The organism is Streptomyces sp. NPDC039423, assembly GCF_055598725.1.
In genome coordinates this window covers 1-13,593 of the sequence record NZ_JBVKAH010000019.1, presented here as the reverse complement: position 1 = coordinate 13,593, position 13,593 = coordinate 1, and the positions used below count along the sequence as shown (strand labels likewise).

The following is a 13,593-nucleotide window of genomic DNA, read 5'->3' as shown; positions in this document are numbered from 1 at the left end:
TCGTGTCCGCGGGCGCACCGGGATGCCGCCCACACCGCGGTTGAGCCTACGGGGTGCGAGGTGGTGCAGGACCATGGTGGTCGGGCCCGTCATCGTGTCGGCTCGATCAGCCCGCCACGTGCTCGTCCTTCGTCATCGAAGGCCCACTCCGGGCGGCCAGTACCCAGGCACGGTATTGAAACCGCATCAGCGCCACCAGCACGGCAATACCTACCACTCCGCCCGTGACGAATCCGGCGACTGCCGAGTGGTCGGATGCGAGCACGGCGAGCAGGCCCGCAACCGAGCCGGCCAGGACCGCGGTGACCACGCCGATCATTCCGGCGATCGTCCGGAAGACCTGCCAGTACCCGCCGTGCAAGCCCTGGAGGGCAAAGCGTGGCGAGGGCGGGACGCTGGCCAGGTAGTCGGTCAGTGCGGGGGCTACGTCGAAGTAGTAGGCACGCAGCCGAGCGATCCGTTGGGCGTAGCGGAGGTCTTCGATTCCCGACTGGAGAACCCGGTCGAAGGTGACCACTCCGACGAAGGACAGCGTGGACAGAAGATCAGGCCCAAGGCGTAGAACGCGGTGCCGATGCCGGTCGCCGTGTCGATCAGGCCGAGGGCGACCATCCCGGCGGACACTGAACCGATGAAGATCGTCGCCCGGCTGGTCGATTCGCTGATCGTCGCGGCTCGCGCTCCCTGCAAGGTGAAGTGCTCGGTGGTCACGAAGGAGACGGCGGCCTGCTGCGGCTCTCGGTCATGTGCCCCGGTCCTCGCGTTCTCGTCGGTGCTCGTACGACCACCAGCTTCCTGGATGCGACCCGCATGTCTTGCCGATGATCTCCTCGGACACCCCAGGACATCCAGCACCACTTCCGCATGTCGGGCAGCGCGGGGGCTCTCCATGTGGGCCTCCGGCGGCACGCAGTCGATGCGGGATGCCTCGTCCGATGAGCTGCGCCTATGTGAGAGGGCTGCGACGCGCCGAGGCGAGGCGGTCGAGATTCTCCGGGGTGCACAGCCGGAGGTGATGTGCTCTGAGTCAGTGACTCCAGTAGTCGCGGCGGGGCAGTTCGGCCCATACATCGGGCGGTCCGGCCACGGCGCGCCTGTCGGTCGGGCGCAGCCCTGCGAAGGCGCAGGCGTAGGCGACGGCGTTGTGCTGGTAGAGGTACGAGGCAAGCACCTGTTCGGAGCTGTCGTCCTCGTCAGGTCCTCCGCCCGGGTGCAGGTCTGAGCCCTCGATCGTTCCATGACGGGCGATGCTGCCCTGATTGCCGCTCTTGGGGTTGGCGTAGAGGCCGTAGCAGACGGTGCCGGCGGACAACCGGACCAGCACTCCCGGCATCTGCGGCGCGTACCCCCAGGGCTGGGTGACAATGCAGCCGCCCGGCACGGACGTCACGCCGACGATGTGCTCGCTCTCGTCCATGTCGGAGGCGTAGGGATCCTCCAGCAGCTCGTCGATGAGCTCGCCGTCCACCGGCGTCGCCTTGAGACGGCGCACCGCTTCGGCCGCGTCGATACCGGCCACGCAGGCCAGCCCCGTACCGTCGTAATAGAACTCACCCAATGCGGCGGTGAGCCGATGGGCCTCCTGCGCTGCCGCCCGCTCGGTGTCGGTCAGGGCTACCCCTTCCGGCACTGAGAACAGCTCCGGTGTCGGTCCGGCCAGGCTCAGCCGCCCCGGTGACCAGCCGCCGAACGACAGCCGCCAGGGATCGGCCCCGGCGGCGGCGAGCGCTTGTGCGTTGCCCGGCTTCCTGCATATCACGGCTGCCCACAGTGCCGTCACCCCGTTCTCCAACGCGTCCACATCCGCAACCCGGCGGGCCAGTTCCGCAACAGCCTCCGGGGAACCGAACACCGCTGCCCGATGCACAGCCACTCGCTGATGGCCGCGACGAGGACGGTCGCCTCGTAGCGGACCGCGAGCTCGTCGTATCGCGTGGCGACGGCGCGGTGCCTCTTGAGGCGGTTGATCCCGCACTCGACCGCGTAACACTCGCGGAAGTCGACTGGGTCGAACTGTGGTGGTCGGCCGCCTTGGGAGCCGAGCTCCTGGCGGTTGCATGCTTGGTCGGCCTTGTCGGGGATGGTGCATCGGATTTCTCGGCGGCGCAGGTAGGCGCGGACTCTGCGGGAGGCATACGCCATGTCAGCGCAGACCCGATGGGGACGGACGCGTGGCGCCCGGCCCGATGCGGGGCACACGGACTTTCTCCGATACGGGTTCGAACTGCGGCGAGTCGCCGCGCTGCCCGGCCGTGATCACGACCGACATGGGCTGGCGTTGCTCGACGGCCAGGTGCAGCCTGATGGTGAACCCGCCGCGCGACCTTCCGAGCCCGTGGCCCGGCCGCATACTGGTGGGCGCGCGGGTGACCGTGGAGTCGACGCTCAGGGTTCCACGTGATCGCACCCTTCGCGTCGGCCAGAGACTAGAGCCGGGTCAGGATGCGGTGCCAGGTGCCGTCCCGCTGCCATCGGCGGAACAGATCGTAGACCCGGCCCCACGGTCCGTACTCAACGGACACGTCCCGCCACACGGCCTAGAGATCGTCTTCAAAGGTCAGATCCAGAGCAGGATTGAGGCGATGGTGACGGCGGCTTGGCAGGACTCGCGGGTCTTGTCGTAGCGAGTGGCCAGTCCGCGCCACTGCTTGAGTCGGTTGAAGCAGCGTTCGACGACGTTGCGGTGGCGGTAGAGGCATCGATCGAAGCCGGGCGGTCGTCCGCCGCGGGTACCGCGGTTCAGTCGGCCCAGGATCTGGTCGACGCGTTCGGGGATCGTGTGGGGGATGCCGCGTCGTCGCAGGTATGCGCGGATCCTCCGGGAGCTGTAGCCCTTGTCGGCAACCACGTGGTCGGGTCGGGTCCGAGGACGCCCGGGCCCGACTCTGGGCACGGTGATCGAGCCCATAACCTGCTCGAAGCGGGTGCAGTCGTTGGCATTTCCGCCCGATAAGACGAAGCCCAGAGGGCGACCGAGCCCGTCGCAGGCCAGGTGGACTTTCGTGCTCAGTCCGCCACGGGATCGGCCGAGGGCGTGATCACCCGCTTCGTCCCGGTCGACTGCCCCCTTTTGCCGCCGGCGGCATGCTGGTGAGCCCGCACGATGGTGGAGTCGACCGACACCAGCCAGTCGATATCCCCGGCCGCGTCCTTCTCCGCCTGGATCGCTCGCAGCATGCGCGAGAACGTGCCGTCCAGCGCCCACCTGCGGAAACGCGTGTACAAGGTCTGCCAGGAGCCATAGCGTTCCGGCACATCACGCCAAGCCGATCCGGTCCGCAGCTTCCACACGATCCCGTTCAGTACCACCCGATCGTCCGAACGGGGCCGACCAGCAGTCCCCGAACTCGGCAACAACCGCGACAGCACAGCCCACTCAGCATCCGAAAGCTCATGACGACGCACCACGACAAGCATGATCCCTCATCACCTGATCACCTTTGAAGACGCCCCCTAGGACCCGCCCCCGCCGGCATGGGACCGAGACCGATTCTGACAGCGCGGCAAGCTGCCGGGAGGCTCCCGCACTACCTCCGGCATGCGACCCTAGTCAGGGCTGCATGAGGGTCCCGGCGTTGGTGTTCGCGCCGCAGAGGACTACGCATACTTTCTCGCCGCTGGTGGGTCGGTAGCTACGGCTCAGGTTCCTGGGCCGGCTCGTCAGGTCGCGGTCGGGTACGAGCTGGTCGGGGGCGAGCAGGGCCGCGAGGGCGGTTGCCGCGCCGTGCTCCACCGCGACGCGCCTGTGGTCCCACAGGGCCTGGCGGGCGTGAACGATCTCGGTGTCGGGGACCAGCACGGAGTGGACGCGGTCTTGCTGGGCAGCGTGCAGGGCCATGGCGGAGGTGCGGCGCGCGCCGAGGGAGTCGGCGGCGATGGAGTCGACCGGGACGTCGACCGGGCGGCCGACTTCGATGGCGGCGTTGAGCGCGCGGCAGTTCGTCGGCTCGACCGCCACGGTACGGATGGCGTGGTGCTGGGCCGCGGTCGCGATGCCGGCGATCAGTCCGCCGCCTCCGACCGCGACCACTACGGTGTCCAGGTCGGGAAGCTGGTGGTGTATTTCCTCCAGCAGGGTGCCGGCGCCGGCGGCGATCAGCGGGTGGTCGTATGCGTGGGAGGTGAGTGCGCCAGTGCTGGCGGCGAACTCCTCGCAGGCGGCGAGCGCCTCGGCGTACTCCGTACCGACAAGGCGGACGTCCGCGCCGTAGTCGCGCAGCTTTGCCGCCTTCACCTGCGGGGCGGTGGTGGGCAGGAACACGGTGGCGCGGACGCCCTGCTGCTGGGCGGCCCACGCGCACGCCAGGCCGGCGTTGCCGCCCGACGCGATGGTGATCCCGGCATCCGGCAGGGTGTCCGCGTCGCGGTGGGCCTGGATGAAATTCTGAGCGCCGCGGGCCTTGAAGGAGCCGGTGTGCTGCATGAACTCAAGAGCCAGCCAAACCTCGCAAGGCTGTTCGGGGCGGTCGCCCAAGGGGTCGAGGTGGCCGGTGCGGATGGCGCCGGGGTCCAGGGGGGCGAGGGTGACGGGGCGGACGCGCCCCGAGATCCGGTCGGCGGCGGCCTTGATGTCGCCGTAGGTGAGCTGATGCACGGGGTTGCTCCTGCGGGGAGGGGTTACGACCAGGCGATGAGCTGGCCGCTGGTGTCAGGCCCAGGAAGAAGGCGAAGGCGATCCGACGCCCGGCCGGGTTGGGCTCGACGGCGTGAAGGTGTTGGCCGGGTTGAACAGCAGCGCGTCGCCGAGCTGCGGGGTGAGGCTTATGCCTCTGGCAGTGTTCGACCGTCTCGGGCCGGTAGCCGTACTCCTGCCGGTGCTGCTCGTCAGCCGACTCCCAGCGGTGGCGCCACACCGTGGTCGCCCCGCCAGTGGCCGGGACGGTCACCCAGACGTTGAAGGCGAGCTGCGCCACGATTTTCTGGTCGAACAGGCGGGTGGAACTCTCGGTTGATGTCGTCGTAGTGGACGAGTGCGCCGGCGTTGATCTCGCGGAGCGTTCCGCCGAAGACGGCGCGGCCGCCGATGGCGGCCGGGGTGATGGCTGCACCCCAGGGGAGCCGAGCCGTGCCAGGCAGACGGCGATGGGGGCCGGGCGCATCCCGGCTCGCTGCCGAGAAGCGCGGGCGGTCTCGGCGTCGCGCCAGTACCGGGCGGCGTCCAGACGCCCGTCCTCGCGGTAGTCGTCGAGGGCCGGGCCGAACCGGACGATTCGGGTCGGCACCCGGGCCGGGTCGTAGTCGGCGATCGGCAGCCGGTCCACCGCCGTAAGCGCGCTGCGGCAGGCCGCCATGTCGAGGAAGCCGGGGACGCGTACGGCGGCGAGGGTACCGGCTGCGAGGTTGGCCAGATGCCGGTCGGTGAAGGATGTGGGATAACGCCGTGAACAGCGGATCGAGCGCCGTGGCGCGGGGCATGTCGCCTCCATGCGGAGAGGGAACCTACCAAGACGATACGCCGTACCGTACGCTGACTCGCATGCCTAGGCAATCCACCTCCCTGGACCTCGCGACCCCGGAACGCATCGCCGAGCAGGCACTGCTGATCGTGGATCGGCACGGGCCCGACGCATTGAGTTTCCGGACCCTGGCCTCCGAGCTGGGCATCTCGCTGGCGTCACTCCAGCGCCGCTGCACCGACCTGGCCGGACTGCTCGACCTCGTCACCGATCACCTCGCCGCCCAGCTGCCCGAAATCCCGCCCGGCACCGACTGGCCCACCGCCACCGAGAAGCGGTTCACCGCGCTGTACGAGCTGCTGACCGCCCACCCGGGGCTGATCACCCTGCGCGGCGCCCGCCCCTGGCTCAGCCCCCAGCTCCTCAAACGGCTCGTCGAACCGCAGCTCGCCGACTCCCTCGCCGCCGGCATGACACCCCAGCACGCGATCATCACCTACCGACGGCTGTACCTGCTCACCCTGGGCAGCGCGAGTTTCGTGGACCACCGCGGCCCCAAGGCCGCACAGGCCACCACCCGCCAGGCGCTGGCCGCGCTCGATCCAGATGAGTTCCCGGTACTGACCGGACACTTGACCGCGATCGTGCCCGCCGTCGTGGACCACGAGGTCTACCACGGCGCTCTCCGCCAGCTCGTCCACGCCGCGAATCCGACTCAGGCCGGGAAGTGAATGGGCCGTGATGACCACACCGGACAGCAAGGCGACTCCCGGCCCTCGTGCCGACGTCGCCCTCGGCCAGGCCAAGGGTCAGTGGTCGCAGCGGCTATCCGTCGTGCTCTCCCCCGACCGGACCCCTATCGGACCACTCCACCTGAACCGCTCCTACCTGGTCGCCACCGACTCTTCTCGACCGGTGACCCTCCAGCCTTTCAGGAGCAGTACGTGCAGCACCCCGTCCTTCCAGGCGCCACCCGCAGAGCCCCAGCAATGAAGGGCGAGCGGCCGAATGCCCAGCGCACCATCGCTCCCTACGCGGACGAGGCAGTCACTGCCCTTGCAGGTGCCGCATGGAGCCGATCAGGGAGCTGCCCCTCACAGCAAGGCCAGCCGGAAGCTCCGGCCAGCCTCATCCACGCGGCGCTGGCCCGGCGAACCCTGCGCCGATCGAGATCGTCGTGGACATCTGTGTGCGCGCCCTGCGCACAGCGCACGAGCGGACGCTGAGGGACGCGGCCCGCTACCTCCGCGGCAGCGTGTCCGCGATCCGCGATCAGCCGCTGGAACGCGCTGAGAACCCTCTTCCTCCGCACGCCGCAGAGTCACCCCTCCAGTACTACGGAGCGAGCGCCAGGGACATCGAGCACCTGACACGGCACCTTCCACCAGCGGAGCATGGCACCAGGCACCTCGCGACGCAGGAACGACGCGCCAGGGGAGAAGACGCCCCCGAGAACGTTCGCCGCCGCGGACGGGTGGGACAAGTGGGTCCACGTGGCCGGTGGTGAGGCGATGGCCCGGTACGCGGCCGTCGCGCGGACGGCGAGCGAGACGGTGCGGCACAACATGCTGCGGATTCCGCCCGGCTACCGCACACCCACGTACCGAGCCGCGATCACCGCTCCCGAACACTGTCCGGACCCCGACGAGCCCACGATGTGCCACCGTGGTTCGCGCAGATGCAGCGGCGCTGACCGACGAAAACGGCGACACTCACGGCGACCTGGCCGCCGCCCAGGGGTACGCCGCGGCGCGACGCCTTGTCGTCGCGGACCGGATCGTCGACACCCTCGGCCGCAACGACCAGGCCCGCGACGGTGATTCAACGACCCCCATCAACGGTCATCACAACCCGAACTTCCTCGACCTGCTCAAGCCACCCGCCGCGCGGAAGATGGCATCCGACTGGCCGGGCGCCGGAACCAGCTACACGCTCTGGGTCAGCAGACCGGCGTCTATGACCTCAGCGATAAGGGTGGCGCCGCGGCTGTTCTGGTGGATGTGGTCGGTCGTGAGCACGAGACCTCGACGCCGTGAGATCGTGTCGAGGCTGCGGCGCAGCACTGCGCGCTGGAGGAGAACGCCGACGACCGCTGTGGGCGTCGCCTCCCGGTATGGAATCGGCGGCGGGTCCGCTTGGCGCAGTTCCTCGATCTGGCGTTCGTGGAGTGGAAGGTAGGCCACCTCGTTGGTGGCGGCGACCTCGGCGATCATCCGGCTGTAGGCCTGCGATGCCTGTGCCGCTGGTCCGTCGAGTTGTTGGCCGAGTACCGGTAGCGACAGCAGACCGATCGTCGCGTCGGTCTCCGCTCGCAGCCGTGCGACGACGGCTCCCAGGCACTGTTGGAACCAGCCGGCCGACGGGCGATCGGGGAGCTGCTTGCGCTTCATGGCCTGCTCGACGGGGTAGTCGGCGAGGCTTGCTCGGGCGTCGTTGGTCCCGATCAACACGGTGATCACATCGGGTGGGTTCGTGACGACACTATCGAGGCGCTGCAAGAGGTTGTAGGCGAAGTCGCCGTTGGCGCCGAAGCGGGCAAGGTGCACGTCAGCGGGAGGGTGGCGTCGTCCGAGAAGATCCAGGTAGTCGACGCTGAACTGCGCGCGGGTGAGGCTGTCGCCGAGGCACGCGATGCGTATTGTCACGGCGCTTCGTCCGGGCCGGGCGTGCCGACGCGTTCCGTCGGACGGGTGTCGGTCCGAGGACGGTGGTCGGTGCCGAGGCTCGCGGTGATGGCCAGGATGGACGTCGGCCCCTCCATGTCGACCACGTGCCATACCCCGGCCGGGTTGATGGTGGCCTCGCCCGGCCCGAGCAGAACGCGGTCGGGCACGCCGTCCACGTCGCGGGTGACCGTCACGGACCCGCTGAGGCAAACGACCAGTTCGTCGCCTGCAGGGTGGCTCTCCCAATGGTCGCCGGGCCCGTCGCCGTCGAAGATCATCACCATCCGGCCCTCGGCGCCGTCTGCCGCGACCGCGGCGCTGTAGGCCTGGAGCACCTCCGGGTCCCAGGCGAAGCCCTCGACGGGTTTCGCTCTCGATCCCAGTCCGAGGTGTACGGGGGTGGTCCGCAGGTCCATGGCATTGCGTTCGTGATTGACGAGTCTCATGCCGACGATCGTCCACGAGAGCGATCGGGCGGTCTTGAAGAAAAGGGAAGAGAAGCCGACGCGACGGGCAGACGGCTGGCGGCTACCCGGCTCCGAGGAGGACTTCGCTGCGACGCCAGGCCGTCGGCGATCGGCCGGTGAACTCGCGCCAGTCCCGAACGAGATGGGCCTGGTCGGCGTAGCCGGAGACGGTTGCCACATCGGCCCACGGGAGCGGGTCCTGCGCCGCCGCCAGTTCATGCGCGTGCTCGAAGCGCAAGACTCGGGCGAAGGTCTTCGGCGACAGGCCCACCTCACCGCGAAACCGCTCGGTGAGGTATCGACGGCTCCAGCCGAGTTCCGCGGCGACCGCACCAACCTGGACGCAACCCCGCGCGGCGACGAGGCGGCGCCACGCCTCGGCCACCTCGGGCCGCTCCCGGGGCACGCGGTCGCCGCCGACGCGGCGGCCGACAGCTCGGAGGAGTAATTCGTCCAGCGCGGTGAATCGCGCGGTCCATGTTGTCGCCGCTCGGAGCCGGTCGACCAGCTCGACGGCAAGCGCTCCGAGAAGCTCGTCGAGTGGGACCAGTCGTTGGGCGAGCTCGGCGGCAGGCATGCCGTAGATGGCCCGGGCCCCGAGCGGTGTCAGCGATACCTGCACGCCTTGCTGGCGTCCGTCGTGGTGGATTGCGACGGACCGGCACATCAGCCCGCCGGCCACGCTGCCGAATCGGGTGACCGGTGACCCGTCGTCAACGCCCGCCGCCACCTCCAAAGGATCTGACAGGCTGATCACCGCAGTGAGCGCTCGGCTCGGCGGGCCGCAGTGCACCCCCGCCGGGAGCCCGCGGAGGTCGAAACCGACATACGAGTCGACGTACTGCCGCAAGGCGGGCGCCGGACGTGCAGCGATCCCGGTGGCCGCGTGGTCCTCCATTTTCGTCAGTGTACGAGCCGCCCAGCCCAGCAAGATCACCGTCCAAGGACTGATCCACGTTTTCCCGGCTCAGCGGCATGACTCGTTCGGTGCCGTGCGCGCGACAGGTGTCGTGGATACTGGCCCGTTCCGATGCCGGACCGTGGCGCGTTGGCTGTTCAGCGCTGGTGCCAGACCAGCGTGGAGCGCCAGAGCAGTCGCCGGCGCAGCCGTACGCCGAGTAGTTCATGGCGAGCCTCGCGCACGATGTCTGCGAAATTCATGGTCGCCGGCCGGGTCGGGGCAGTCATCGAGGTCGGTCGCGGTGACTTGCGGCCCTTGTTCTTGCTCCATGCCATGGCGACATTCGACGGAATGGCGACGGCGTCGATCAGGTAGTCGCTCCGAGACTGTGGGCGGTGGAGACCGACGACGACCAGGGTTCCGCCGGGCGCCAGGTGCTGTCGAAAGCGGGTTGGGGCGTCGCTGAACGGCAGGTGATGGATGGTGGCAACACATGTGATGACGGGCCAGGGGTGTCTCGTCCAGTGCGTCCCCGACGGTGAAGGTCACCGGGGTGGACGGGGCTGTGAGCTCCCGCGCGCGGGCGGCTTCGAGGTCTTCGCCCCGTTCCGCAAGTTCGCCGCGGAGGTCGCAAATCTGCTGTTCCAGCTCGGTGGCGCGGCGTGCGAGCGTCTCGATGTCGGCCGGGGCGCCGAGGCCGGATGCTTCCCAGGCCGTCTGGCCCAGAGCCTCGGACATGCGCCGTTCGAGCCGGGTGATGTGTGCGGCCAGTCTCCCATTGCGGGCCGTAAGGTTCGCGACATCGGCCAGCAGCGACGTGCGGCTGACCTGCGTTCCGGCAGTCGTGCTGGGCGGGGGCTGGCCCGCGCGGGCGATGGCGGCTGCGGGTGGATCACCGTGGCGGTGAATCAGGCTGCGGTGAACGCCGGCGGCACGGGCTACCGATGAAAGCTGATCTTCTCTCCAGCGTAGGCCAGTTGGTCGAGGACTTTGAACACTCGGGTTCTTCGACGGTCGGAGTCAGCGGCCCGCGCTCGGGTCAGGTGGTCCGGTGATGCGCTGACGCGTCACGCTCCGGCCGCAGGTCCGGCTCGGGGCGGACGGATGCCGGGCATGCCCAGGGAGACGGTGCGGGACTTGCGCAGTGCCCGGGTGGCGTCCTTGATCTGCTCGCGTTCGTCCTCGGTGAGCCCGTCGCGGTCGGTCTCGATGCGGCGGATCAGCGTGCGGAAGCGCTTGATCTCCTCGTCGGACGGAGTCGCTTTGCCCAGGCGTCGAGGTCCGAGGCGGCGGCGAGACGTTCGCGGTCTTCCAGCAGGGTGTCCAGGTAGGTCCGCAGCTCCGGCAAGTACGACGGGTCAGTGCGGAAGTGGTCGCAGCCGACGCAGCGGAACCGGAACGGGCAGCCGTGGCCGCCGGCCTTGCCGTTTCTCGGTTCGACGCAGATGCCGTAGGGGACGGACACCTGGCCGATCCGCAGGCGGGCATGCTCGTGCTCCAGAAGCTGGCGGGCCTGGGTCCAGATCTTGTTGCCGTGCCGGTCGAACTGGTGCGAGACAAGTGTGTCGACCGTGGCCCGGGTGCGTTTCTCCGTGACCCGGTGGTAGCCCTGGGTGGTCTGCAACGACCGGTGCCCCATGAGCTCGCGCAGCACGTCGGGCAAGGCTCCGGCGTCGGCGTGCCGTTGGGCGTAGGAGTGGCGGTAGGAGCAGATCCACACCAGCGCCGACGACCCCCGGCGGCCCATCACGATCCTCCTGGGCTTCTGACCAGCCCCGGGCGTGACGGAGGCTCCGTGCCGCCCGGCCCCCTTTCGACGGAGGCCGATGCGGTCGCGGTGGCCCCTCAACACCGAGAAGCGAAAGGAGACGCTCGGAGGGCGGGCCGTTTCTCCTTCCATGCGTCCTATCGCTCCGTAGCCTGGCAGCCGGCCCAGACCGCCTCGCCGGTCCGCGCCGCTTTCGGGACGGCCCAACGACCTTGCCGTTGCCCGGCCGGCTATCCGTAGCGCCCTGCTCGTCCGGCAGGGCCGCCACGAGCACTAGGGTCTGTTTGTGAAAGTACTGGTCATAGCCACTCGTTGATGGCTGCGACCAGCGCGGTCGCTGCGTAGCGGACGGCGAGATTGTCGTACCGAGTGGCGACAGCCCGGTGGCGTTTGAGCCGGTTGATCCCGCACTCGATTGCGTACCGCTGCTTGTAGTCGTCCTTGTCGAACGTCGGCGGTCTCCCGTCACGCGATCCGCGCTTGGGCAGTTACGGTCCCGGTCCGCCGGAACCGGGTTGGTGGCCTGGATCCCGCGTCTACGCAGAGGTAGGAGCGATTACCGCGGGAGTCGTACGCCTTGTCGGCCCGCACCCGGTCCGGGCGCTTGCGCGGCCTGCCAGACCCCAGCCGGGGAACCCGGAGCCCGTCCTCCTGGTCGCGGAGGCAGGGGCGCTGCGGTGTGCGAGGTCTGGCAGCGTCAGGTCTGGCACTGCGAGGTCACCGCGCTGGACCAGTTCGACCAGGCGCCCCCCGCCGGCCTCACGTGGACGCGGATCGTGATTTTGACCGGGCCACAGATGCGGGTGGAGGTGGCGATGGCGATCGGGCCGACCGTGGAACGCCGCTGCACGATGGTCCGGCCGCTGCCCATTTTCATCCAGTCGTCGCCGTCCCCCTGCACGTGGAGGTACGCCTCGTACTCGACCCATGAGGCGTGGGAGCGGGAGTTGGTGATCAGGGCGTGGGCGGTGATGTCGCGCCAGAAGATCTTCCCGTCCTTCCAGCGTTCGGCGGAAATACAGCCCCGGGCACCGATGTTCTGCGTCGAGACCCCGCCGCCGCAGGCGACGGCAGCGGCGTGGGCCGGGGCGGGGAAGGCGAGCGCGGCCACGGCGGCTGCCGCGACGAGGGCTCCCGTACGTTTCATGGTCCGGGCGGTTTTCGTCATAGGGGAACCGTATCCGCTCGTTCAGTCGCCCGCCCCGGTATCCGGCACAGTCACGGTCTCGTCCTGGACGTCGCTGCACGGCCTTCGGGATCACCAGCTGGCTCCTGCCGTCGATGTCCAGCCCGATCAGCACGGGTTCCGTAACCGCCTCAAGCGCGGATCGCGTGCCGGAGACCTCCGACGTTCGTTCGACAAGGACGACCACAAGCAGCGGCACGCAGTCGAGTGCGGAATCAACCGGCTCAAGCGCCACCGGGCCGTCGCCGCTCGGTACGACAAACTCGCCGTCCGCTACGCAGCGACCGCGCCGGTCGCAGCCATCAACGAGGCTATGACCAGCCCTTTCCCAACAGGCCCTAGTCGCCCCGCACCCGCGGCGGGCGAACGCGGGGCCGGCCCAGTCCGAGGCGGGGAAACCCTGATGGCTTCCAGCACGGCCGTGAACTGCGGGGCTTGTCTCCCCGCTGACCGGCTTTGATCAGCGGCGATAACGGCCTTTGCCCTTGTTCGAACACCAGGCGAATCTCTGTGGTCCAGCCACCGCGGGGCCGGCCCAGCCCATGGTCGTCGGGTTCGGCCTGGCTGCCGCCCGGCGGTTCCTTCTGGGCTTGGCCGTCCCGCCGCGCACCGGCCGCGTGCTGATGAGCCCGGCAGACCGTCGAGTCGACGTCGACCTCCCGGGTGATCAGCCCGGCCGCGTCCGCCCGGGCCCGCAGCCCGGTCAACATCGCCGATCAGACACCATCGCGCTGCCAGCGGCGGAAAAGCCCATAGGACCGTCTGCCACGGACCGTATTCAGTCGGCAGATCACGCCACGGGGCTCCGGCCCGCATCCGCCAGCGGATCCCGTCGATCAACCGCCGCCGACACCGACGGCCGGCCCAACACCGCGACCGGCAACAACGGCCCCAATGGCCCAGGCCTGCGGCCGCCAACGGGACAGGCACCCGCAAAGCGGAACGCGCCGCGGGCCGGACGACAGCCGGACATCGTCTCCCGAGCCCGGTGGGGTCTCCGTTGCGGTCAGCGCTTGGCGTGGCGGCCGCGCTGGGTCGGAGGGGTGCCGTCCTCTGCGGCCGGCTCCTTCTTCTTCCGGGAGCGGGCCCGGAGGTACTGGATCACGATCGGGATGACCGAGACCAGCACGATGAGGACGAGGATCGCCTCGATGTTCTTGTGGACGAACTCGATGTTGCCGAGCGACGCGCCGAGCAGCGTCACACCCG

At 69.3% G+C, this 13,593-nt stretch carries 10 protein-coding genes and 5 pseudogenes; 1 reads left to right on the top strand and 14 read right to left on the bottom strand.

The window, feature by feature from the left end:
* Positions 1-106: 106 nt before the first annotated feature.
* The 5 genes and pseudogenes from ACZ7LK_RS31995 to ACZ7LK_RS31975 all read right to left on the bottom strand — a co-directional run bounded on the left by ACZ7LK_RS31995 (position 107) and on the right by ACZ7LK_RS31975 (position 4,594).
* Positions 107-517 (bottom strand): hypothetical protein, encoded by a 411-nt coding sequence (locus ACZ7LK_RS31995; RefSeq protein WP_471144619.1) that lies wholly within the window; start codon positions 515-517, stop codon positions 107-109.
* A 510-nt stretch (positions 518-1,027) separates the two neighbouring features.
* Positions 1,028-1,759 carry an ankyrin repeat domain-containing protein gene (locus ACZ7LK_RS31990; RefSeq protein ID WP_471144618.1) on the bottom strand — a complete coding sequence of 244 codons (732 nt, stop codon included), beginning with the start codon at positions 1,757-1,759 and terminating at the stop codon, positions 1,028-1,030.
* Between the two features lie 17 nt (positions 1,760-1,776).
* Positions 1,777-2,531, bottom strand: a pseudogene (locus ACZ7LK_RS31985) (IS5 family transposase); the annotation flags it as partial.
* A 26-nt stretch (positions 2,532-2,557) separates the two neighbouring features.
* A protein-coding gene (locus ACZ7LK_RS31980) for an IS5 family transposase (protein ID WP_471144626.1) occupies positions 2,558-3,405 on the bottom strand; the annotation gives its coding sequence in 2 pieces (ribosomal slippage) (positions 2,558-3,042 and positions 3,042-3,405; 849 coding nt in all).
* 145 nt (positions 3,406-3,550) lie between these two features.
* Complete coding sequence (locus ACZ7LK_RS31975) at positions 3,551-4,594, bottom strand: threonine/serine dehydratase (RefSeq protein WP_471144617.1); 1,044 nt, start codon at positions 4,592-4,594, stop codon at positions 3,551-3,553.
* An 882-nt stretch (positions 4,595-5,476) separates the two neighbouring features.
* On the opposite strand from ACZ7LK_RS31975, the gene ACZ7LK_RS31970 reads away from it, so the two are divergent.
* Positions 5,477-6,127 carry a TetR/AcrR family transcriptional regulator gene (locus ACZ7LK_RS31970; protein ID WP_471144616.1) on the top strand — a complete coding sequence of 217 codons (651 nt, stop codon included), beginning with the start codon at positions 5,477-5,479 and terminating at the stop codon, positions 6,125-6,127.
* A gap of 1,194 nt (positions 6,128-7,321) precedes the next feature.
* Here the strand turns inward: ACZ7LK_RS31970 and ACZ7LK_RS31965 are convergent.
* From ACZ7LK_RS31965 to ACZ7LK_RS31925, 9 genes and pseudogenes are all read right to left on the bottom strand, one after another.
* Positions 7,322-8,041 (bottom strand): SGNH/GDSL hydrolase family protein, encoded by a 720-nt coding sequence (locus tag ACZ7LK_RS31965; RefSeq protein ID WP_471144615.1) that lies wholly within the window; start codon positions 8,039-8,041, stop codon positions 7,322-7,324.
* The gene (locus ACZ7LK_RS31960) at positions 8,038-8,508 is read right to left on the bottom strand and encodes a cupin domain-containing protein (protein ID WP_392277226.1); all 471 of its coding nucleotides are present in this window, start codon (positions 8,506-8,508) and stop codon (positions 8,038-8,040) included. Before ACZ7LK_RS31960 ends, ACZ7LK_RS31965 begins: the two co-directional genes overlap by 4 nt.
* A gap of 82 nt (positions 8,509-8,590) precedes the next feature.
* Entirely contained in the window at positions 8,591-9,427 is an 837-nt protein-coding gene (locus tag ACZ7LK_RS31955; RefSeq protein WP_471144614.1) for an AraC family transcriptional regulator, read from the bottom strand.
* Between the two features lie 158 nt (positions 9,428-9,585).
* Positions 9,586-10,168 (bottom strand): annotated as a pseudogene (locus ACZ7LK_RS31950) (methyltransferase domain-containing protein).
* Positions 10,169-10,649: 481 nt separating this feature from the next.
* Complete coding sequence (locus tag ACZ7LK_RS31945) at positions 10,650-11,177, bottom strand: hypothetical protein (RefSeq protein WP_471144613.1); 528 nt, start codon at positions 11,175-11,177, stop codon at positions 10,650-10,652.
* Positions 11,178-11,497: 320 nt separating this feature from the next.
* Positions 11,498-11,855: pseudogene (locus tag ACZ7LK_RS31940) on the bottom strand (transposase); the annotation flags it as partial.
* Positions 11,856-11,895: 40 nt separating this feature from the next.
* Complete coding sequence (locus ACZ7LK_RS31935; RefSeq protein WP_392277229.1) at positions 11,896-12,366, bottom strand: hypothetical protein; 471 nt, start codon at positions 12,364-12,366, stop codon at positions 11,896-11,898.
* A gap of 359 nt (positions 12,367-12,725) precedes the next feature.
* Positions 12,726-13,279 (bottom strand): annotated as a pseudogene (locus tag ACZ7LK_RS31930) (IS5 family transposase); the annotation flags it as partial.
* 111 nt (positions 13,280-13,390) lie between these two features.
* A pseudogene (locus tag ACZ7LK_RS31925) lies at positions 13,391-13,593 on the bottom strand (DedA family protein); the annotation flags it as partial.

Excerpts from the sequence above, each read along its gene's own strand:
- ACZ7LK_RS31970 (WP_471144616.1), top strand. The coding sequence starts at position 5,477 with ATGCCTAGGCAATCCACCTCCCTGGACCTCGCGACCCCGGAACGCATC.
- ACZ7LK_RS31960 (WP_392277226.1), bottom strand. The coding sequence starts at position 8,508 with ATGAGACTCGTCAATCACGAACGCAATGCCATGGACCTGCGGACCACC.
- ACZ7LK_RS31955 (WP_471144614.1), bottom strand. The coding sequence starts at position 9,427 with ATGGAGGACCACGCGGCCACCGGGATCGCTGCACGTCCGGCGCCCGCC.
- ACZ7LK_RS31945 (WP_471144613.1), bottom strand. The coding sequence starts at position 11,177 with ATGGGCCGCCGGGGGTCGTCGGCGCTGGTGTGGATCTGCTCCTACCGC.
- ACZ7LK_RS31935 (WP_392277229.1), bottom strand. The coding sequence starts at position 12,366 with ATGACGAAAACCGCCCGGACCATGAAACGTACGGGAGCCCTCGTCGCG.